The sequence below is a fragment of the Mycobacterium sp. genome (assembly GCF_002863225.1).
Taxonomy (GTDB): Bacteria; Actinomycetota; Actinomycetes; order Mycobacteriales; family Mycobacteriaceae; genus Mycobacterium.
This window is the reverse complement of record NZ_PKEK01000039.1, coordinates 247105-267817: the sequence shown is the minus strand read 5'-3', so window position 1 is coordinate 267817 and position 20713 is coordinate 247105. Positions and strand designations below refer to the sequence as shown.

Sequence of the window (20713 nt, the reverse complement as noted above, 5' to 3'; positions counted from 1 at the left end):
ATAGGGTGATCGCTGACACAACGCTGCGGAACTGTTGTGCGATTCGCATATTGCTGCGACCGAGAAGGAACTGCCATGGCCGAGAAGAGTGCTAACCGAGCGAACAACCTGGCGCAGCTGTTCTTGCAGCGCGTCAAGACCTCCGCTGATCGCGAGGCGTTCCGTTTTCCGGAGAACGGCGACTGGACCTCGGTCACCTGGGGTCAGGCCGCCGAACGGGTCGAGGCGCTGGCGGCCGGTCTGCTGTCGCTGGGCGTCGAGCCCGAAGACCGGATCGGCATCGCCTCCACCACCCGGCTGGAGTGGATCCTGGCCGACCTCGCGATCCTGTGCGCCGGCGGGGCGACGACGACCGTCTACCCCAGCACCAACGCCGAGGACACCGCCTACATCCTGGCCGACTCCGATTCCAAGATCGTGTTCGCCGAGGACGACACCCAGCTGAAGAAGCTCACCGACCAGCGCGGCGAGCTGTCCAACCTGGCCAAGGTCGTGCTGATCGACGGCACCTCCGACGACGATTGGGTGATCACCCTCGACGACCTCGCCGACCAGGGCGCCAAATACCTGGCCGAGCACGCCGACGTCGTCAAGAAGGTCGCCGACGACATCAAGCCCGACCAGCTGGCGACCCTGATCTACACCTCCGGAACCACCGGAAAGCCGAAAGGCGTTCGGCTGCACCACAAGTCATGGGTCTACACCGGTGACGTGATCTCCGGGATGGGGCTGCTCGACGAGACTGATCTGCAGCTGTTGTGGCTGCCATTGGCGCACGCCTTCGGCAAGGTGCTGATCGCCACCCAGCTGGCGTGCGGCTTCTCCAGCGCGATCGACGGCCGCGTCGACAAGATCGTCGAGAACTGTGGCGTGGTCAAACCGACGTTCATGGGCGCCGCGCCGCGCATCTTCGAAAAGGCCTACAACAAGATCATCACCCAGCAGAAGGGCGCCAAGAAGGTGCTGTTCGGCTGGGCCGTCGCGGTGGGCAAGGAGGTCGCCCGCCGTCGCCGTGAGGGCAAGTTCGTGTGGCCGCATCTGGTGGCTCAGCAGAAGCTGTTCGACGGGCTGGTGTTCGCCAAGATTCGCGACGTGTTCGGCGGCCGGGTCCGCTTCTTCATCTCGGGTTCGGCGCCGCTGAACCGTGACGTCGCCGAATTCTTCGAGGCGGCAGGCGTTTTGATCCTGGAGGGCTACGGGCTGACCGAGTCCTCCGGCGCCGGTTTCATCAACCGGCCGGACAACTACAAGCTCGGAACCGTCGGCCTGCCCTTCGAGGGCACCGAGGTCCGGATCAGCGATGCCGGCGAGGTGCAGTTCCGCAGCGACTGCGTGATGGCCGGCTACCACCACCTCGACGACGCCACCGCCGAGTCGTTGAAGGACGGCTGGCTGTCGACCGGGGATCAGGGCAAGCTCGACGACGACGGCTTCCTGTCGATCACCGGCCGGATCAAGGAGCTGTTCAAGCTCTCCAACGGAAAGTACGTGGCGCCGCCGGCGATCGAGGCCAAGTTCGCGACGCTGTGCCCGTATGCCAGTCAGTTCATGGTGTTCGGCGAGGGCAAGAACTTCGCCGCGGCCCTGGTCACCCTGGACGAGGATTCGATCAGCGGGTGGGCCAAAGACAATGGGCTGAGCGGCAAGTCGTATGAGGACCTCACCAAATCCGATGCGGTGCACGACATGATCGCCGAGCACGTCGACAAGCTCAACGCCAGCCTGAACCGTTGGGAGACGATCAAGAAGTGGGCGGTGCTCGACCACGACCTCTCGGTCGACGGTGGTCAACTGACCCCGTCGCTGAAGGTGAAGCGCGGTGTGGTCGCTGAGCAAAACAAGGAGACACTGGATGGCTTCTACTCCTGAGCCGGTCACCGAGCTTCCGGACGCGGCCAACGCGGCACCGCCGGGACATCTGCTCCGCACGCTCGAGTGGCGCACCGGCCTGGAGTACCTGTCGGCTCGGCTGGCGATGCGACGCATCGCGGGCTGGGAATCCGGTGACGGCCATCCCGTCCTGGTGTTGCCGGGATTCCTGGCCGGACCGCTCTCGACCGACCTACTGCGTAATGTGTTGCGACAGTTGAACTATCGCGTTTACGACTGGGGCCTGGGCACCAACATGGGCTACCGCGCCAGCATGAAAGAGTCGTTACCCGCACGCGTGCAACACATTCGGGAGCGTAACGACGGGCGGCGGGTCAGTCTCATCGGCTGGAGCGCCGGCGGCATCTACGCCCGCGAACTCGCCCGCGCGCGGCCCGACGACATCCGGTCGGTGATCACCTTGGGCTCACCGTTTCGCGGCAATCATCAGGCGAGCACGGCGTGGCGGGTGTGGCGACTGGTCAACCGCGGCTCCGATGCCACCGAGTCGGTCTCCGAACGCGCACTCGACCGTCGCGCGCAGCCGCTGTCGGTCCCGACGACGTGCATCTACAGCAAGTCCGACGGCATCGTGGCGTGGCAGTGCTGCACCAGCGTGCCCGCCCCGCAGACCGAGAACATCGAAGTGCGCAGCAGTCATCTCGGCTACGGGCACAACGTGCAGGCACTGTCGGTGATGGCCGACCGGCTCGCCCAGCCCGAAGGCGGCTGGCGGCCCTACCGGGGTTAGTTACCAGCCCGCCGCTTCGAGGTGCGGGTCGGCGTGACGACGCGACGAGCCGCTCTCGTTCATTGACGTCGCTCCGACGTGTCGTTCGAAGATGCGCCATCCGTTCTCGGTGCGGCGCAGCCGATCCGTCATCGCCGAGTAGATCCAGATCTCCGGCGCGTCCGGAGCGGCCGTGATGACCTGGCCGGAAACGATTCTCGGCAACGACGCCTGCGCCGTGTGCCGGACGAGAAGGTTGTGGTAGCGAACGATCACCCCGCCGTCGTCGTCGGCATCGACGATCGGGTTGAGAGCTTGCCGGCTGACTCCGGCCACCACGTGGGGGCTCTGATCCTGGAAAAAGCGTCGCGTCTCGAGCTTTCCGTGGCTGACCCCGTGGGTGTGGTAGGTGGTGCAGTCGGGGAGGAAGGCCTCCACCATCGCGTCGACGTCCCACGCATCGAACAGCCAGTTGACCCGGTTGATGAAGTCGATGGCGCTGACCCGGTCAGCGGGATCGACGGTGCTGTCTAGGACCACGGCGGGCAAGCTGGGCACATACATCTCGGTACCTTCCGTTCAGTCGAGACACTCTTCGCGATGGCCACGACCAGGCATGTTAACCGTTTGTTCACTTTTGGTTCACTGAATGTCCAGGTCGAGTTTACGCGATGGTCGGCTGTGCGCCAGCGTTCGTCCTGCGAATTCCCTGGCAGGTGTCCCGGCGTCGACCCGGTGGGCTAGATGTCGGCGCAGCGAATACCTTGGCTACAGCGGGTGAACGTGGCACGAAAACCGTTCTCGGTGAAGCAGATTGGCGACACGTCAATTGCCCGTACTGTTGGCCTGCGACATGATCGGAGCCATGGCAGACATCGACTTCTCGCTGCTGGATGTGCCACGCCCGGACCGGGTCGGCGACCCGGACGCCTACCTGCGCGCCGCCGTCGCGTGGCATTTCGGCGAACGGACCGGCAGCGCGTTCTGGCTGCGGGCGGCTCAGACCCTGGACTTCGACCCACTCACCGACGTCACCACCTTCGCCGATCTCCGACGATTTCCCAACCTGCTCAGCGAGTTACGCAATGAGTCGGTCGACGACCTCGTCCCGCGGGGCTACTTCTCGGCGGGGTCACCACCGCCGGTTCCGCAGATCTTCGAATCCGGCGGCACCACTGGAGCACCGAAACGGACCGTGCAACTGCCGGATTGGGTCGCTCAGGTCGTGCAGTGGCAGACCGAGGACTTCGCCGAGGGCGGTTTTGTGCGGGGTCGCGGATTCCTGTGCATGATGCCGAGCGGACCGCATGGAGTGGGCTACTTCTCGCGGCTGGTCTCCGAACGGCTCGGATCGACCTTTCACGCCATCGACCTCGACCCCCGCTGGGTGAAGAAGCTGGTTGCCCGCGGCGCCGCCGCGGAGATGACGGCGTACGTCGATCACGTCGTCGAGCAGGCGGTCCATGTGCTGCACACCCAGCACATCGCGAACCTGCACACCACTCCCCCACTACTCGAGGCGATGGCTCGCGACGACGAGGTGGTCAACCTGCTCAACGAGAAGGTCCGCTTCGTGTTGCTCAGCGGCGCGCACGTCGATCTCGACACCCTCGACCTGCTCGGCGACATCTTCCCGGACACGGCCATCACCATGGCGTTCGGCAGCACGATGATCCTCTCGCAGGCGATCACCAGACGCATCGACGGTGACGGTCCGTTCGTGTTCCATCCGCGCAGTCCGTATGCGACGTTCTGGGTGGTCGACCCGGACAGCGGTGACGAGGTGCCGTACGGGCAACGCGGTCAGGTGATCATGAATCACGTCAGCAAGGGCATGTTCCTGCCCAATAACCTGGAGCGCGACAGCGCCATCCGGCTACCGGGGATCGACGGGCAGGTGGGCGATTCGCTCAGCGAGGTGAGCCCGGTCGCCGCCTTCGAAGGTGAGCCGGTCATCGAAGGGGTCTATTGAGATGGCGACCGACACAACGGATCTGCTGGTGATCGACGCACTCGGCCCGGGTGGTGAATACCGTACCCGCACCCGCGAGACCGTGTCGACCACCAGCGGAGCCGCGGTCGCCGAGCTCAGTCTCGTACCGCCGCTGTACATCTCGCGGGCGATCGGAGCACAGCGCAGAGTCCGGCCGCTGGCGGCCGGTGAGCGCGAGGCCGCGCTGGCCAAGGCCGCCGACGAGTTCGCCGGCGGCGTGATCGCGGGATTGGACTTCGACGCCTATGTCGATTTGGCCGGCCGCATTTCCGGGGTTCCGGTCTCGGTCACCCGCGCCGGGGCGCGCGGCGTCGCCGACGGCGTCGCATCGGCATTCACCGCAGTACAGCAGGCCCGGCCCGCGGGCGCGGCGCTCGACTGGCGGGAAAAACGCCGCGGCGGCGCGGTCTGGGCCCGTCGCGGCGACGTATTCGCGGTGCTGGCCTCCGGAAACGGTCCCGGTGTGCACGCCCTGTGGCCACAGGCACTGGCTTTGGGCTACCGGGTCGCGGTCCGCCCGTCACGCCGCGAGCCCCTGACCGCCCACCGGTTGGTGCATGCTCTGCGGCAGGCTGGATTTCGCCCCCATGACGCCGTCTATCTGCCCACCGATCATCGCGGAGCCGACGAGATCATCCGGTCGGCCGATCTCAGCATGGTCTACGGCGGGCAGGACGTGGTCGACAAATACGCCGGGGACGCAACGGTTTTCGTCAACGGACCGGGTCGGGCCAAGCTGCTGATCACCGCCGAGCACGACTGGCGCGACTACCTCGACGTGATCACGGACTCCGTCGCCGACCTCGGCGGCATCGCCTGCGTCAACACCACCGCCGTGCTCTACGAGGGCGACCCAGCCCCCCTGGCCGCGGCGATCGCCGAGCACCTGTCGACCATCGACAGCCAATCCCTGCCCGTCCAGAAGATGGAGACCGCAACGGCTTTGGCGGGTCACCTGGCCAAGGTGGCCGCGGGCGCCACAGCGCTGCTGGGGGCCGAGCAGGTCATTGCGCCGCTCGGTGACGGCTACGCGGTATTGCGCCCCGCGGTACACCTGCTGGATTCACCCGACGTCGACAAGCTGAACGTCGAATTGCCCTTTCCGTGCGTCTGGGTGGCCCCCTGGTCGCGGGCCGACGGGCTGGCGCCGCTGCGGCATTCGCTGGTGATCAGTGCGATCACCACCGACGACGATCTGGTCGACGATCTACTCGCCGACCCGACCATCGCCAACGTCTACGGTGGTCACCACCCGACCCACTACACAGCACCCGAGATCCCGCACGACGGATACCTCGCGGACTTCCTGATGCGCAACAAGGGGCTCATCCGCGACTGAGGCTGCCTGCAGTAGCGCTCGTCACTTCGTCGAGATCGACGCCAGCGAGAGAACGTGCGAGTAACCACCGCGCTCACGTCGATCTGGGTGGTGGCAATCACCGCCCCGAGGGTCGGGGCTCATCCGCGACTGAGATTGCCCATCAGTCTATTTCGCGCGCCGGCCGTAGCGCTGGTAGAACTTCTCCACCCGGCCCTCGGTGTCGAGCGTGCGCTTGGTGCCGGTCCAGAACGGGTGCGAGTCACTCGACACTTCGACCACCACCAGCGGGTAGGTCTCGACACCGGTCGAGGTCTCCCACTCGATGATCCGCGAACTGGTCATCGTCGATCGGGTGAGGAATTGCTTGCCGGTGTTCGCGTCCTGGAACACCACCGGCCGATAGTCCGGATGGATGCCGGGTTTCATTCGGATTCTCCGTTACTGGTGCGATGTGCTGTGAATTCGCCTGCCATATCCGGTGTTTCGTGGCACGGGTCTTGGTGCCAGTCACCGAACGGGTCATCGTAGCCAGACCACGCATCCGGATCGGCCAGCTCGTCATCGGTGAGCAACGCACCGTTGAGCGCATCGGCGATCTCGGCCGGGTCGGCGCCGCAGGCCAGAATCGTCATGGAGGTGTGCCGGTCGCCGAACCGGTGTTCCCACATCAGGTCGGCGAAGGCCCGCCGTTCCGGGTCGACGTAGGCGACCTCGGACGATGTCATGGCCGCCAACCACTTTCCGGCCGATGCGACACGGAGTCCGCCACCGGCCGATTCGAGCCACATCACCTGGTCTCCCCGGTTGGCCAGCCACAGCCGGCCGCGCGATCGGATCACGCCGTCGAGCAGCGTGTCCACCGCGGCGTGCAGCCGCTCCGGGTGGAACGGCCGGCGGGCACTGAACTCCAGAATCCTGATCGCGCCCTCGGCGGCCAGCGGTGGCAGCCCGGCCAGCAGCGGGGCGTGCGGGTGATCGCTTCGGCCGCGGCGTGATTCGTCGTCGACGTGAGCCAGCGACATCTCGACGCGCTCGACACCGACGGTGATCCGGGCGCGGGGCGCCAGCCTGCGCAGGACGGCGAGCGTCGACGGATCGGCCCGGTTGAGCACCAGGACGTCGGCGAATTCGGCCTGGCAGACGACCGCCTGGGCCACCGTGCGGCCGTCGGACAACTCGTCTTGGCCCAGCGCCTGACCCAGCCAGTCGACGGTGTCCACGCACGTGACCACCCCGGCGATCACCACGTCACGGGCGGCCACGCCGTCGAGATATCCCGGCCCCACGCGCACGCGGACGTGGTTGATCGCCCAGCAGATCGGTTCGGGCTCCAGCCACGGCGCCAGGTGGACGACGATCCGCTCGATGTCGGCCCGGCGGTGCAGCTTACGCAGCAGCACCAGCAGGTCGTTGCGGATCGTGCAGGCCAGGCAACCGTGCGCCAGTTCCAATGCCTCTTCGGCGATCACCAGGTCGCCGTCGCGCAACCGGACGACCGTTCGTCGCACTACGTGGCCGTCGAAGCGGTGCTCCACCACCACCGTTCCCGGTCGGCGCAGCAGCGTGCCGGCGACCGCATCGGTTCCGCCCTGGCCGGCGACCAGAACCACAGGTGTCCGCATCCCACTCCCTCTTAAAAATGGTTTTCAATAACCCTGCCGACACGCTACAGTGCAACGCACCGCTTGTCGAAAACGATTTTCATTAAGGGGGAGGGGCTGTGTCCGCTCGCTGCCAGGTCACCGGACGTTCGGTGAGTTTTGGAAACACCGTCTCGCACTCGCACCGCCGTACCCGGCGGCGATGGACGCCGAACATCCAGCGCAAGACCTATTACCTGCCGTCGCAGAATCGGCGGATCACGTTGCGGGTCAGTGCCAAAGGCATCAAGGTCATCGATCGCGACGGCATCGAAGCAGTCGTCGCCCGGTTGCGTCGCGCGGGAGAGCGAATCTGATGGCGCGCAATGAGATTCGTCCCATCGTGAAGCTGCGCTCGACCGCGGGCACCGGTTACACCTACGTCACGCGCAAGAACCGGCGCAACGACCCGGACCGCCTGGTGCTCAAGAAGTACGACCCGGTGGTCCGACGGCACGTCGACTTCCGAGAGGAACGCTGAATGGCCAAGAAATCCAAGATCGTCAAGAACGACCGGCGTCGTGACATCGTCGCCCGGCACGCCGATCGCCGGGCCGAACTCAAGCGCGTCATCCGCGCGCCCGCCAGCACGGCGGAACAGCGACTGGATGCGCAGCGCGAACTCAATCGGCAGCCGCGCGACGCCAGCCCGGTGCGGTTACGCAACCGCGACGCCGTCGACGGACGGCCCCGCGGACATCTGCGCAAGTTCGGACTGTCCAGGGTTCGCGTACGCGAAATGGCGCACCAGGGACAACTTCCCGGCATCCGGAAAGCGAGTTGGTGATGGCCGGCAAGTCCCACCGCACCCGCCGGGCCACTACCGCGGAGATCAAACCCGCCAAGAAGAATCTGCTCAGGACGCTCGGCGTCACCAGCGTCGATTACAAGGACGTCGCACATCTGCGGATGTTCATCTCCGACCGCGGCAAAATCCGGTCGCGCAGGGTGACCGGCTTGACCGTTCAGCAACAGCGCCAGGTCGCGACGGCGATCAAGAACGCCCGTGAGATGGCGCTGCTGCCCTAGTCGACCTGCGCCGTCATCCGCTCGTTGAATGCGGGATAGATCTCGTCGAATGCGCCGTCCCGTTCGGCGAACCGGAATCCTTTGACGCGTTCGACGATGATCTCCGCGGCCTCAGGCTTGGTCTGCAGCAGCGTCATCGTCTCGGCGATGAACTCGTCGACCGGCAATCCGCGCGGATCGAACCCGCGGGCTCCCTGCAGTGCCGTCTGCACTCGTGGCGGAATGATCTCGATGACCTGAACATCGCTGTCGCGCAACTGGAATCGCAGTGACTGCGTGTAGGAGTGCAGCGCGGCCTTGGTGGCGCAGTACGTCGGCGTCAGAGCGCTGGGCATGAAAGCCAGCCCGGATGTGACGTTGATGATCGTGGCTCGCGGCTTGCCGAGCAACGCGTGCAACAACGCCGCCGTGACCCGGATGGGGCCGAGCAGGTTGATGTTGATGGTCTGCTCGGCGCGCCCGGGGCCGCCGGTGGCGAGATTCTCGACCCTCTGGATGGCGGCGTTGTTGATCAGCACATTGACGTCGGGGTGGTTGTCCTTGACCTCGATGGCGAATCGCCTGATGTCACCGGCGTCGCCCTGGTCCAGGGTCAGGTATTGAATGCCCGGGTTGGCCTCGGCAACCTCCTTCAGTACCTCGAGGCGACGGCCCGCGATGATGACGTTGTTGCCCTGCCGATGAAATGCCTCGGCCAGGCCCCGGCCGATCCCGGTGCCCCCTCCGGTGACCAGAACGGTGTTACCCGTCAACTGCATGGCGTTGTTTCCTCTCGTTGCTTACTGCTACCTGCATACTCGCGGCAGCGCGGCCACGATGCGACTACCGCGCAGCTGACACCGAAACGTGTCGGTTTCGGTGATCTAGCCTGTAGAGCGTGGCGCAGTTTCCACGGACTCGCTACGCGAGTTGCGGCGAGGCCGACATCGCTTACCAGACCCTGGGCGATGGGCCGACCGACGTGCTGGTGTTGCCGGGGCCGTCGATTCCGATCGACACCATCGACGCCGATCCGTCCATGTACCGCTTCCACCGGCGATTGGCGTCGTTCAGCCGGGTCATCCGGCTCGACCAGCGCGGTGTCGGCATGTCCTCGCGGGTGTCGCAGGACGTGATCGGGCCGGAGTTCTGGGCCAAGGATGCCATCTCGGTGATGGATGCGATCGGCTGCGAGCGGGCGACGATTCTCGCCCCCGGCTTGCTCGATGACCGGACTCGTGCTCGCGGCCGACTACCCGGAACGCGTCGCCAACTTAATCGTCATCAACGGCGCCGCCCGCACGCTGCGCGCCGATGACTACCCGATGGGATTCGAGATCGTCGAGGAGGACCCGTACACCACGGTGGCGATGGAGCCGGATGCCGTCGACCAGGGGTTCGACATGCTCGGTTTCATCGCGCCCAGCATGGTCGACGACGACGCGTTCCGCTCGTGGTGGGACATGGCCGGCAACCGGGCGGCCTCGCCGAGCATGGCCCGCGCCATCATCTTGAAGGCCCGCCATTCCGACGTCCGCGACACCCTCGCACGGATCACCGCGCCGACCCTGGTGCTGCATCGACGGGATTCCGACTTCTGCCCGGTGGACAACGGTCGATACATCGCCGAGCACATTTCCGGAGCGCATTTCATCGAACTGCCCGGAGCGGACGCGCTGTACTGGGTCGGCGACACCGCGCCGATGCTCGACGAGATCGAAGAGTTCGTCACCGGTGTGCGCGGCGGATTCGGCGCCGACCGGGTGCTGACCACGATCATGTTCACCGACATCGTCGGCTCGACCGAACGGGCCGCGTCGCTCGGCGATGGTCGGTGGCGGAACCTGCTGGACAACCACGACAGGATGGTCCGGCACGAACTCGAACGGTTCGGCGGTTTCGAGGTGAACACCGCCGGTGACGGCTTCGTCGCGTCCTTCCCCAGCCCGAGTGCCGCGATCGCCTGCGCAGACTCGCTGATCAACGCGATCCGGTTGCTGGGCATCGAGATTCGGGTCGGTATTCACGCCGGCGAGGTCGAGGTGCGCGGCGACGACGTCGCCGGAATGGCGGTGCACATCGGCGCGCGCGTCGCGGCGCTGGCCGGACCGAGCGAAGTGCTGGTGTCCTCGACGGTCCGCGACATCGTCACCGGCTCACGGCACCGATTCGCGGATCGTGGCGAGCACACCCTGAAGGGTGTCCCGGGCCAGTGGCGGCTGTGCGCGCTGGAACGTGTACACGCCGGCGTCACGCGCTGAGGCGAAAGCCCCTGCTACGCAGGACCGGAACGGCGTGGGAGACGACGCCGATGCCCATCCCCATAATCGGCCAGACCGGCCAGAAGTACCAGGCGCCCGCGGCGACCGCAACGGCCAGCCAGATGCCGATCATCAGCAGTGACGCCGCCAGGTACGCGGCCACGTGGATCCGCACGCCGCGGCGTGCGGCCGCGGCCTTTGCGGCGCGCCGCTGTGGGTCGTCGCGCGCTATGCGACCGACCGGAAGGTCGCCGAGGACCTGGGTCAGCTCTCCGGCGGTCTGCGCCTGGAAAGCCCGGTCGAGCCGGGTCTCGTAGTCCGGCATCGACAGGTACCCCTGGGCGAACGCTTGACCGAGTCGCGCGACGACTTTCTCTCGCTGGTGATCCCCGACCCGGAAGCTCGGCTCGGTGTGGGACGGACGATACGGCCGTGCCGCTGCGATGGTGACTGGGCAGTTCATCGTTGACTCCTCGACTGGATGTTGGCCTCTTGTTTGACACTGTCAAAATCCCCCCATCAGCATTTCAGAGGTATTTGACACTGTCAAGACGCGTAGGCGAGAATTCCGCCCATGGCATCTGAATCCCGCCCCGACGTGCGTGAGGCCCTGCTGGCCGCCGCGCGAGCGGAACTCGTCGAACACGGCCGGGCCGCAATCAGCCTGCGTGCCGTCGCCCGCCGCGCGGGTCTGTCGCACGCCTCGCCGAAGTACCATTTCGGCGACCGGTCCGGTCTGCTGACCGCGATCGCCGCGGAAGGATTCCACGCCCTCGCCGAGCGGTTGTCCACCGTGCACGAGTCCGATGCCAGGCAGCAGCTCGCAGCGCTCGGGCGGGCTTACATCGACTTCGGCCTGGCCCACCGTGCCCTCTTCGAATTGATGTTCACGCCCGGTGAATTGCACGGCGACGATCCGGAACTCGCTGCGGCACAGCAGCAGGCCATCAGCTCACTCACTGCCGCAGTGAGTGAGCTGTCCGGAAACGCTTCAGCGCAACCGGAGACTCCCCCGACCCTTGCCCTGATCAGCTGGGCGCTCGTGCACGGTCTCGTGGTACTGACCCGCGACGGCGCACTACAGGCTGCCGCCGTCCCGTCGGGCAAGGCTCCGGCCGAGTTCGCCGGCGCCCTGGCCGACCTGTTCGCCCAGTACGTCGGTGACGACCTCACGGGTGCAAGAACCAGCGGGCCACCGACACCCTGAGCACGGTCAGCAGCGCGACTTCACAGCCGGGTCACAACTGTCGTGGCTACGCTCGACGCCATGCCACCGCGACTGAATTTGTTCACTAATCGCGAGCGCGCCAACTCATTTGGAGGTGCGGCACACAACTACGACACCCACCGGCCGCGCTATCCCGACCAGTTGATCGACGACGTGCTGGCGCCCGGTGCGCGACGGGTACTCGAGGGCGGAGCCGGCACCGGGATCGCCTCGATGCAGCTCATCGAACGGGGCGCCGATCTGCTGGCCGTCGAGCCCGATGCGCGGATGGCGGCCGTCGCGCGGGCCAAGGGCGTTGCCGTCGAGCTCGCGACGTTCGAGGACTGGGAGCCGGCCGGCCGCCGGTTCGACCGGGTGGTCTTCGCGGCGTCGTTTCACTGGGTGGACCCCGCAGTGGCACTGCCGAAGATTCGTGACGTCCTCGACGACGGCGGCAAGCTCGCGCTGATCTGGAACCGGCTGCGCACCACCAGTCCGACGCGGGCCGAGTTCGACGAGATCTACTCCGAGTACACCGACGTCGAAAACCACAGTGGCGACGGCAGTCCCGGCGAGGTTGCCGACGTGATCGCCGCGGCGGGGTTCACCGTGACGCAGCATGAGTATCCGCACGATCTGCACTACTCCGCGCAGCAATGGGTCGACATCGCGTTCACGTTCTCCCAACAGCTGCTGGTCCCCGCCGACAAGACCGACGAACTGCGCGCGCGCTTGGTCGAACGGATCGGGCCGGCCGGGGTATCGGTCGGCGGCGACGCGGTGGCCATCTTCGCGACGCCGGTCTAGTTAGACGGGAGACGTTGTGCCGGTCTCTTTTTCGCCGAACTCGAACACCCGGCCGGCGATCTCGTAGTCGGCTGCCAGCGCAGAACGCCCGATGAGCACCGGGCCACCCTTGAGTCCGAGTCGCCCGTCGACACCGACATAGCTGCCGGGCGGTATCGGCTCGCTGATGCAGTACAGGGTCGGCGCCGCGCCCTGTTCGATGTCGTTACCGAAGCGGTCCGCCAGCGCGGCGACCACCTGATGGAAACCCGCCATGAATTTCTTGTCCGACACATTCGACAGGTTGGACGACACCCAGCCCGGGTGGGTGAGCTGGGTGACGACCGGTGACTTCGCCGCCCGCAGCCGGCGATCGAGCTCGAGGCTCCACAGCATCACCGCCAGCTTGGAGCGCGCGTACGCCGGGTAGGCCGCCCACTTGTGCGAGCGCAGATGCATGTCGTCGAGTCGTAGCGTCGCGGACTTGTGGGCGTCGGATCCGACGTTGATGATCTGTGATCGCACCCGATCCAACAGCAGGTTGGTCAACGCGAATGGACCCAAATAATTTGTGCCGATCGTCATTTCGAAGCCGTCGACGGTTTCGGTGCGATGCTGACTCAGGCCCCCGGCATTGTTGATCAAGATGTCGACGTCGCCGGTGAACTGGTCGGGGAACGCCCGCACCGAGGCGAGATCGGCGAGGTCGAGCTTGGCGATCTCGGTGGAGCCGCCGATCTCGGCGGCTCGTTGAGCACCCAACTCGGTATTACGGACGGCCAGGATCACGTGCGCGCCCGCGCGGGCCAACAGACGAGCGGTGCCGAGGCCCACCCCGTTGGTCGCCCCGGTCACGATGATGCGCTTGCCGGACAAGTTGCCGAGTCGGCTCGGCGACCACGATGTCGTCACCGCTCGACAGTAACCCCTGTGGCCTCGGCAGGTGGAGGCGATCGGCACCGCGGCGTAGGCTGCCCACGGGGCCACAAGAGCCACGCGTCGCCGTTCTCGACGCGTAAACGCTTGGCCAACTGAGTGTTTCGCCGAAGCGATGCCCGTGCACGCGGGCGAAGACGCGCGCGTGAACATGAGGAGGAGTAGCGCACGATGACCGAACTGACGACGACGTTGCCGCCGGCGCTGAGCAGGGCGCTGGATCTGCTCGCCGAACCGCCCGCGGAGCCGGACGCCCAGCACGGCTATCTCGACCTGCTCGGCGGCGCTGACGCGGACGTCGCGAAGAACGACGGCGCGATCCAGGCGGCCTGGGCGTCACCGATCGGGTCGTTCCTCTACGACAACGCACAGGCACTGACCCGACGGTTCATCGCAGCCATGCAGCTTCCGATCGACTGGCTGAACATCCCGGACGGCGGAGTCGCGCTCGACGTCGGCTCCGGGCCCGGAAACATCACCACCTCGCTGGCTCACGCGGCCGGGCCGGGTGGACTTGCGCTGGGTGTCGACATCTCCGAGCCGATGCTGACCCGCGCGGTGCGTGCCGCGGCGAGTCCGCAGGTCGGTTTCCTGCGGGCGGACGCCCAGAAGCTGCCGTTCCGCGACGAGAGCTTCGACGCGGCGATCTCGCTCGCGGTGTTGCAGTTGATCCCCGATCCGGCGGCGGCGTTGGCCGAGATCGGCCGCGTCCTGAAACCCGGTAGCCGCCTGGCGGTCATGGTTCCCACCCTGCGTCCTCCGGTCGACCTGTGGCGGGCGTTGCCCACCGGTGGTGCGCACATCTTCGACGAGGACGAGGTCGGCGACATCTTCGAAGACCACGGCTTCACCGGTGTGCGGGTCAAGAGCGTCGGCACGTTCCAGTGGGTGCGCGGCACCCGGAACTGACCGTCACACCAGCGGCGAGTTCTCCCGGACACCGCCGTACATGCCGCGGCGCACGATCAGCGGCATCACCAGCCGCTGCACCGGCCAGGACGGCAGCCGGAACGCCTGGCCCGTCGGCAGGAAGACCTCCAGCCCGTCGGGCTGGATGCCGAGAACCGAACCCCACCGGCGGCCGGGGGCACGGTAGGTCTTCGTCCGCCCTCCCGCCAGTTCGGCTCGGACGTTGTGGGCGACCAGCGCGTCACCCCGGTTGCGGGCAGAGCTGCGCAGCGGGTCGGTGGCCGCGACGTCGCCGGCAGCGAACACCTCCGGACGACCGGTCACCCGCAGCTCGGCGTTGACGCGGACGAAGCCGCTGTCGTCCAGCAGTTCGGCCGGCAGCCAGTCGGTGTTCGGCTGCACCTTCCCGATCGCCCAGAGCACGGCGTCGGCGGAGGCCGCCGGTTGACCGGTGCTCCAGTCGACTCCGCCGCTGGTGATCTCGTCGCCGGTGAAACCGTTGGACAGTGCGGCACGATGGCCCGGGTGCAGGCCGACGCCGAGCCCGGTCAGCCGGCGCTGGATGCGCTGCCAGATCCGCGGGTGGTAGTCGCCCAGCGCCCGATCCGCCGGGAAGTACAGGTCGATTCGCTTGTCCGGCCAGGTCGTTGCCAGGTTCACCGCGCTGGTGACGGCGGCCGCGCCGCCACCGACGACGATCACGGAGTCGGCGGTGGCCAGGCGCTGATGCGCGGCGTGCAGGTCGGCGCCGACGTCGGCGGCCGATTGCAGGGTGGGCCGGCGCCAGAAGCCGTTGCTCACTCCGGTCGAGATGACCAGCGCGTCATAGCCTTCGACGAACGGGGTGCCGTCGTCGCCGTCACCGGAGATCGTCCGCGCGGCAAGATCGACGCCGGTCAGCGTGCCCTGGATGATCCGCACCCGGTCCAGTCGCCGGAACCGGTCGAAGGGAATCCAGTAGTCACGAGCCCAGTCCCGCGGCCGGGCCAGCCGGACGCCGAGTTCCTGCCCGCTGACCAGGCCTGGCTTGACCGAAACGCCGACCACGTCGAAATGCTTCGCGAGCCGAATCGCAGCAAGGACACCCACATCGCCCAGGCCCGCGACGACGACGCGTTTGCGGCTCATGCGGCAAAACTGTAACAGGTTCTAGTTCTGGATTGTGGGTGATGCCGCACCGAACTCAATGGGCAGGCTGGTAGGCCCGCTCATGCCGAGCAACGGCTTCCACGGCGCCGACCCGGCCCGCCGCGGATTCGGCAGGCGGCGGGTCAGGATCTTGAGCGCCTCGGCGAGTTCACGTCGGGCCAGGTTCGCGCCGAGGCAGTAATGCACTCCGCCGCCGAATGTCAGGATCGGCGGAGGCGCATCGCGGGTGATGTCGAAGCGGGTCGGCTCGTCGTAGACCGCAGAGTCGCGGTTGGCCGCGTAGGTGTTCACCAGGATGAAAGTGCCTGCGGGAAAGGTGAAGTCTCCGATGGCGACGTCGTCGTTGACGCTGCGCACCGTGCTGCACATGGACGGCGAATGGCGCATGGTCTCCTCGACGGCACGCATCGCCAGCTCGGGCTGGTCGCGCAGCAGCGCCCACTGATCCGGGTGGTCGCACAGCACCTGCATGGAGGCCGCGAGTTGGCTGCGTGTGGTGTCGGTGCCGGCCACCAGAATGCTGAACGCGAGCATCCGCAACTCGGCGGCGTTGAGCCGGTCACCCGCATCCTCGATGACGATCAGCTCGGACAGCAGATCTTCGGTCAGGTGGCGACGCCGGTGCGCGACCATGTCGTCGATATAGGCGTCGAACTCACCCCAGGCTTTGAGGACGACGGGCTCTTCCTGAGCGAGATCGCAGTCGAAGCTCACGATCTTGAAGATGTCCTCGGCCCACCGGGAGAACTGCTCCCAGTCCTCGCGAGGTGCGCCGAGCAGCGCGCAAATGACCGGTATCGGATAGGGACGCGCGACGTCCGCGACGAATTCGCAGCGTCCCGAGTCCGCGATGCGATCGACGAGCTCGTTGACTATCGCGTGGATCGTGTCGTCCATGCCCGCCGTCGCGCGTGGCGTGAATGCTTTGGACACCAGGCTGCGCAGCCGGCGGTGTTCGTCGCCTTCCATGTTCAGGATGCTGTGAGTCACCCTGTCCCACAACGGGCCTGACGTGATCCCGTGGGCGGACAGATGGATACCCGGCGGGATGACGAATCGTGGATCGCGAAGCACCACACGGGCCAATTCGTACGAGAGAATCTCGGGACCGATGGGCCCCACTGCAATCGGAGCCACCTGCTGGGCCGCGTGGAACTGCGGATAGATCTGCTGCGGGGTGTCGGTCAGGGCGTAGCTGAGGACGGGCAGTCCAGCCTCGAACACACTCTGTTTGGCCGCGTCAACGGTCACGGCACTCTCCTCGCTGACGAGCCATCAAGGGACATTGGTCGACAGCATCGTCAGCGGAAGGCCGAACACCGACAGGTCGATCTCGTCGAGGTAGGAGCCGTCACCGGAAAAGCTTTGCCGGAAACGGGTTTTCGATCCGTAGCGTTCGGCGATGCCTTCGGCGTCGGACGCTCCCGGGACCCGGAGCACCACGGTGTACACGCCGTCTCCATTGCGCTCTACGAATTCAGTCACCGAAGTTGCCACGTCCGCGGTCGAACCGGGGACGGCGCTGATCAGTTCGACACCGCCGTTCCAGTCCAGGTACACCGTCACCCCGAGTTCGGTCAGCTCGGTGTTCTGAAAGCTGAAGCCGAGCTCGGTGAACAGCCGCGCCACGTCGGCCTGACGATCGGGCGAGACGGCGAACACGACGTGATGAAGCTGCGTTCCGCGTTGTTCGGTCATGCCCGCACCAGCCCGCGCGGCCGGATCAGTCCGAGGTCCAGATGGGTGAGCCAACCCGGCGCGGCGTCGCAGACGTCGGGGATCGCGTTGATGGCGCCCATCGCGGTCCAGTTGTAGCCGGGATGCGTCATCGAGCCGTCGGGCTGAGCGACGCCCTCGAGCGTCATTTCGGTCGGCGGATCTCCGTCGATGACGATCCGATACCTCGTTCTTCCCCAATCCCAGGCCGGATCAAGGCTTTCCGGACCGCAGGTCAGGTAGATCGCATGAAAGACGATGAGCGGTCGGCCGTCGACCCAGGCCGTCCATTCGTGATGCTGCGCGGCGACCGTGCCACAGGGGATTGCCCCCAGTTCATGCGGAATGTCTTCGGTCGCAACCGCGGCTCGGAGCTCGGCGGTCACATCGTCGATGCTGACGCCCAGGCCGTCGGCGATCATGTGCATCGACTGCGCGAAGAACGTCATGCCGAACCCCAGAATCGTTGGCTCGGAAAGGAACTTGTCCTTCGCCTTGCCGAAACCCAGCCAGTCGATGTGATCGGTGGGCGCATCCGTGAGCACGTTCACGACTTCGTACACGCGAATCTGCTCGATCTTGCTGACCACCCGGGCAAGCGTGAGCGGCAGAATGTCACCGGCATAGCCCGGGTGGATTCCGCCGGCATGAAAAGACGTCCCGCCCTCTCGGCAGGCGGCGGCTATCTGGTCACCGCCCTCGCGGAAGTCGTCGGTCGGATGAAAGAAGCCGCTCGTGGTGACGACGTTCTTCCCGGAGCGCAAGAGTCGGCAGACCGTGTCGACATCCATGATGATCGGTGTGTAGAACACGCAATCCGCCTCCAGGGCAACGATCGACTCGATGTCGTCGGTCGCGATCACGCCGATCGGTTCTATCCCGGCGATCTCACCGGCATCCTTGCCGACCTTGTCCTCGCTGTGCACCAGAACGCCGACCAGGTCGAACACCGGGCTGTCGGCGAAGTGGCGGACCCCGACCTGTCCGACGTCGCCGGTCATCCACTGGATGATTCGATAGGTTTTTTCAGACATTGAGGACTCCCCGCGGAAGTAGCAGCGGCAGATCGTTGTACGTCGCGATGCCGGGTGGAGCCGCGACGACCGCCGGGATCGCGGTGATGGCCGGCACCGCGGTGATGGTCAGACCGAGCAGGACATAGTCTTCGATCGTCTCCGCGACGAAATCCGCAGGCGGTTCGAACGCCAGCGTTGTCTTGATCGTCGGCCGGCCCTCCACGGTGATGTTGTAGCCGAACCCCATCGTCCAGGTGGGCTCCAGCGACTGGCCCTTGGTCCACACCCCACGCACCTCGATGACGTCGCGCTCGCCGACGAATCCTCGCCAGCTCACGTCGATTCCGGCCACACACCCCTTCGCGATCACCCAGTCCCCCGGAAGACGCACATCTTCGGTGGCTTGGGCATACTCGGCCTGGCAACGGATCTCGTCGAGCTCCACCCCGAGCGCTTCGGCCACGATGAGGACGGCTTCGCGGAAGATCCCGGAGCCCTCCTCGGTCACCGCCGGCAGGCCCGGATGATCGATCGGATAGCCGAATCCCATGATCTTCTCGGTCTCCGGCGAGTTGTAGATGGTGGTGTCGAACGACTCGACGATGCACACCCGGTCGATCCTGTCCGAGAGCCCAGCGGAAACGATCGCGAAGAGTTCGATGAAGCCGGGGTTGAGGCCGGTACCGAAAATGGTCGACCCGCCGAGTTCGCACGCCGCGATGATGCGGTCGCGACCCTCACCGAGCCGATGACCGGTGATGAACTCCGACGTGGTGACGACGTTGATGCCCGCCTCGAGGATGCGGACCAGATCGTCGACGTTGGCGAACATCGGGTTGTACACAACGCAATTCGGGTCGAGTGCGATGAGCGCACCGATGTCGTCGGTGGCACGCAGGCCGAGCGGTTCGATGCCGCACAACTCTCCGACATCGCGTCCCACCTTGTCCGGCGACCACGCGTAGCATCCGACCAACTCCAGCTGCGAGTTCTCCACGATCGCGTGCACCGACTTCACGCCGATGTTGCCCGTGGTCCACTGGACGACCCGGAATGTCACGGGTGCGGCGCCGAATAGTGTTGCGTGCCTTGTTGAGCCACCCGAGCATCGTGGATGCGTACCAGTTCGCGGAATTTCAGCCGGTGGTATTTCGGCACCGGCTGAATGCCCCACTGGTCGCGGGCGGTGTCCTTGCCCTCGGCGCCTTCCGGCGGCCCCAGCATCGGATAGGGGACCTTGCATTCCAGGGTGTCGTCGGAATAGCGGACTTTCAGGAGTTCACTGCAGATCTGAGTCAGGCTCAAAGTCGGGTACCCGTAGTAGACCGCCATGAAGGGCAGGGTGAAAGCGCCCTCGATGACCAGGGCGACCAGACAGACGAGGACGGCTCTCTTGATGTACTTGTGCATCCTGGCGTAGTACGGGGTCGTGCCGGGCGGCAGATCCGCGCCCGGGTCCTTGTCCTCGGTCGACTCCGGCGAGGCATGAGGTGAAGTCACGGCTGGGCTCCTTAACGTGTTCAGTCGGTGAAGATTTCGCGGTTGACCGTATGTAGATACGGGATGGCCAGAAATGGCGTGATGTAGAAGATGTCGTACAGCCACCAGCCGACGACCGGGAACACGACGCCCGCATAGCGCACGTCGGCGAACATGGTCATGTTGAAGACGTAGGCGCACCAGATGACCACACCCATCCAGCAGGTGATCACCATCCACTGGTGGCCCCATCGCTTCATCTGCAGGAAACCGATGGCCGCAGCACACCGCATCGCGAACACGGTCAGGATCAGTCCGGCCACATAGGCTTTTTCACCGGGACCTGCGGCGCCACCGACCCACAATTCGTTGTAATGCCAGAAGTAACCGGCGTCGAACATGTTGCCCCAGCCGACCATCAGCACCCGGTTGATCAGCGTGTGGTTGGCGACGAGATCCAATGCCCAGCCCAGGCTGTTGAGGGCGCCGTCGATCAACACCAGGTATCCGATCAGGGTCACGATCATCGGTCGCACCGACAGTCCGGCCCGTAATGCCTGGCGCTGCAACCACACCCCGCGCATGAAGATCGGGAAGCCGATCAGCCCGGGCGCCCACATCCCCATCAGTGCGGCGCCGACGATCATCCACTTGTCGGCCCGGCGCTGGGCCAGACGTGATTCGTCGTGATGG

General features: G+C 66.0%; 24 protein-coding genes and 1 pseudogene. 12 read left to right on the top strand and 13 right to left on the bottom strand.

What is annotated here, in order from left to right; genetic code table 11:
• The first annotated feature begins 75 nt into the window (after window positions 1-75).
• Entirely contained in the window at window positions 76-1869 is a 1794-nt protein-coding gene (locus tag CYU59_RS10455) for a long-chain fatty acid--CoA ligase (protein ID WP_292988871.1), read from the top strand.
• Complete coding sequence (locus tag CYU59_RS10450) at window positions 1853-2620, top strand: alpha/beta hydrolase (RefSeq protein WP_292988869.1); 768 nt, start codon at window positions 1853-1855, stop codon at window positions 2618-2620. The genes CYU59_RS10455 and CYU59_RS10450 overlap by 17 nt, the downstream gene beginning before the upstream one ends.
• Here the strand turns inward: CYU59_RS10450 and CYU59_RS10445 are convergent, their stop codons facing one another.
• The gene (locus CYU59_RS10445) at window positions 2621-3163 is read right to left on the bottom strand and encodes a nuclear transport factor 2 family protein (RefSeq protein ID WP_292988867.1); all 543 of its coding nucleotides are present in this window, start codon (window positions 3161-3163) and stop codon (window positions 2621-2623) included.
• A gap of 301 nt (window positions 3164-3464) precedes the next feature.
• Here CYU59_RS10445 and CYU59_RS10440 point away from each other — a divergent pair, with 301 nt between their 5' ends.
• Together CYU59_RS10440 and CYU59_RS10435 are read left to right on the top strand one after the other, a co-directional pair.
• Complete coding sequence (locus tag CYU59_RS10440; protein WP_292988865.1) at window positions 3465-4571, top strand: phenazine antibiotic biosynthesis protein; 1107 nt, start codon at window positions 3465-3467, stop codon at window positions 4569-4571.
• A 22-nt stretch (window positions 4572-4593) separates the two neighbouring features.
• Entirely contained in the window at window positions 4594-5931 is a 1338-nt protein-coding gene (locus CYU59_RS10435; protein ID WP_292989060.1) for an aldehyde dehydrogenase family protein, read from the top strand.
• A gap of 147 nt (window positions 5932-6078) precedes the next feature.
• On the opposite strand, the gene CYU59_RS10430 is transcribed toward CYU59_RS10435, so the two are convergent.
• Both CYU59_RS10430 and CYU59_RS10425 read right to left on the bottom strand, forming a co-directional pair.
• Window positions 6079-6339 carry a type B 50S ribosomal protein L31 gene (locus CYU59_RS10430; RefSeq protein ID WP_292988863.1) on the bottom strand — a complete coding sequence of 87 codons (261 nt, stop codon included), beginning with the start codon at window positions 6337-6339 and terminating at the stop codon, window positions 6079-6081.
• Window positions 6336-7535, bottom strand: coding sequence for a GTP-binding protein (locus CYU59_RS10425; RefSeq protein ID WP_292988861.1), 1200 nt, complete (start codon window positions 7533-7535; stop codon window positions 6336-6338). The genes CYU59_RS10430 and CYU59_RS10425 overlap by 4 nt, the downstream gene beginning before the upstream one ends.
• Window positions 7536-7633: 98 nt before the next feature.
• Here CYU59_RS10425 and rpmB point away from each other — a divergent pair, with 98 nt between their 5' ends.
• Genes rpmB through rpsR form a run of 4 tightly spaced genes read left to right on the top strand, consistent with a single transcriptional unit; the run spans window position 7634 to window position 8582 of the window.
• Window positions 7634-7870, top strand: a complete 237-nt coding sequence (rpmB, locus tag CYU59_RS10420) for a 50S ribosomal protein L28 (protein WP_292988859.1) — start codon at window positions 7634-7636, stop codon at window positions 7868-7870.
• Window positions 7870-8034 (top strand): 50S ribosomal protein L33, encoded by a 165-nt coding sequence (rpmG, locus tag CYU59_RS10415; protein WP_285186362.1) that lies wholly within the window; start codon window positions 7870-7872, stop codon window positions 8032-8034. Before rpmB ends, rpmG begins: the two co-directional genes overlap by 1 nt.
• Window positions 8035-8340, top strand: coding sequence for a 30S ribosomal protein S14 (gene rpsN / locus CYU59_RS10410; protein ID WP_292988854.1), 306 nt, complete (start codon window positions 8035-8037; stop codon window positions 8338-8340). It begins immediately after the preceding gene.
• On the top strand, window positions 8340-8582 hold the full coding sequence (gene rpsR, locus CYU59_RS10405) for a 30S ribosomal protein S18 (RefSeq protein ID WP_292988853.1): 243 nt from the start codon (window positions 8340-8342) through the stop codon (window positions 8580-8582). The genes rpsN and rpsR overlap by 1 nt, the downstream gene beginning before the upstream one ends.
• Here the strand turns inward: rpsR and CYU59_RS10400 are convergent.
• Window positions 8579-9340, bottom strand: a complete 762-nt coding sequence (locus CYU59_RS10400; protein ID WP_292988852.1) for an SDR family NAD(P)-dependent oxidoreductase — start codon at window positions 9338-9340, stop codon at window positions 8579-8581. The genes rpsR and CYU59_RS10400 overlap by 4 nt on opposite strands.
• A gap of 119 nt (window positions 9341-9459) precedes the next feature.
• Here CYU59_RS10400 and CYU59_RS10395 point away from each other — a divergent pair.
• Window positions 9460-10822 (top strand): annotated as a pseudogene (locus CYU59_RS10395) (adenylate/guanylate cyclase domain-containing protein).
• Here the strand turns inward: CYU59_RS10395 and CYU59_RS10390 are convergent.
• Entirely contained in the window at window positions 10812-11285 is a 474-nt protein-coding gene (locus CYU59_RS10390; protein ID WP_292988851.1) for a DUF1707 domain-containing protein, read from the bottom strand. The pseudogene CYU59_RS10395 and the gene CYU59_RS10390 overlap by 11 nt on opposite strands.
• A gap of 111 nt (window positions 11286-11396) precedes the next feature.
• Between CYU59_RS10390 and CYU59_RS10385 the strand changes: the two genes are divergently transcribed.
• The gene (locus CYU59_RS10385; RefSeq protein WP_292988849.1) at window positions 11397-12029 is read left to right on the top strand and encodes a TetR-like C-terminal domain-containing protein; all 633 of its coding nucleotides are present in this window, start codon (window positions 11397-11399) and stop codon (window positions 12027-12029) included.
• A gap of 60 nt (window positions 12030-12089) precedes the next feature.
• Window positions 12090-12836, top strand: coding sequence for a class I SAM-dependent methyltransferase (locus tag CYU59_RS10380; protein WP_292988847.1), 747 nt, complete (start codon window positions 12090-12092; stop codon window positions 12834-12836).
• Here the strand turns inward: CYU59_RS10380 and CYU59_RS10375 are convergent, their stop codons facing one another.
• Entirely contained in the window at window positions 12837-13727 is an 891-nt protein-coding gene (locus CYU59_RS10375) for an SDR family NAD(P)-dependent oxidoreductase (RefSeq protein WP_292988845.1), read from the bottom strand. It abuts the gene before it with no gap.
• Between the two features lie 195 nt (window positions 13728-13922).
• Between CYU59_RS10375 and CYU59_RS10370 the strand changes: the two genes are divergently transcribed.
• Complete coding sequence (locus CYU59_RS10370) at window positions 13923-14660, top strand: methyltransferase domain-containing protein (RefSeq protein WP_292988843.1); 738 nt, start codon at window positions 13923-13925, stop codon at window positions 14658-14660.
• 3 nt (window positions 14661-14663) lie between these two features.
• Here the strand turns inward: CYU59_RS10370 and CYU59_RS10365 are convergent, their stop codons facing one another.
• The 7 genes from CYU59_RS10365 to CYU59_RS10335 are packed head-to-tail and all read right to left on the bottom strand — an operon-like array spanning window position 14664 to window position 20667.
• Entirely contained in the window at window positions 14664-15788 is a 1125-nt protein-coding gene (locus tag CYU59_RS10365) for an FAD-dependent oxidoreductase (RefSeq protein ID WP_292988841.1), read from the bottom strand.
• 21 nt (window positions 15789-15809) lie between these two features.
• A complete protein-coding gene (locus CYU59_RS10360) occupies window positions 15810-17060 on the bottom strand; it encodes a cytochrome P450 (protein WP_292988839.1) in 1251 nt (416 codons plus the stop codon).
• Between the two features lie 24 nt (window positions 17061-17084).
• Entirely contained in the window at window positions 17085-17507 is a 423-nt protein-coding gene (locus CYU59_RS10355; RefSeq protein WP_292988837.1) for a hypothetical protein, read from the bottom strand.
• On the bottom strand, window positions 17504-18559 hold the full coding sequence (locus CYU59_RS10350; RefSeq protein WP_292988835.1) for a dihydrodipicolinate reductase: 1056 nt from the start codon (window positions 18557-18559) through the stop codon (window positions 17504-17506). Before CYU59_RS10350 ends, CYU59_RS10355 begins: the two co-directional genes overlap by 4 nt.
• The gene (locus CYU59_RS10345; RefSeq protein WP_292988833.1) at window positions 18552-19601 is read right to left on the bottom strand and encodes a dihydrodipicolinate reductase; all 1050 of its coding nucleotides are present in this window, start codon (window positions 19599-19601) and stop codon (window positions 18552-18554) included. The genes CYU59_RS10350 and CYU59_RS10345 overlap by 8 nt, the downstream gene beginning before the upstream one ends.
• A complete protein-coding gene (locus tag CYU59_RS10340; protein WP_292988832.1) occupies window positions 19598-20041 on the bottom strand; it encodes a hypothetical protein in 444 nt (147 codons plus the stop codon). The genes CYU59_RS10345 and CYU59_RS10340 overlap by 4 nt, the downstream gene beginning before the upstream one ends.
• Window positions 20042-20061: 20 nt before the next feature.
• Window positions 20062-20667, bottom strand: coding sequence for a hypothetical protein (locus CYU59_RS10335; protein ID WP_292989058.1), 606 nt, complete (start codon window positions 20665-20667; stop codon window positions 20062-20064).
• Between the last annotated feature and the right edge of the window lie 46 nt (window positions 20668-20713).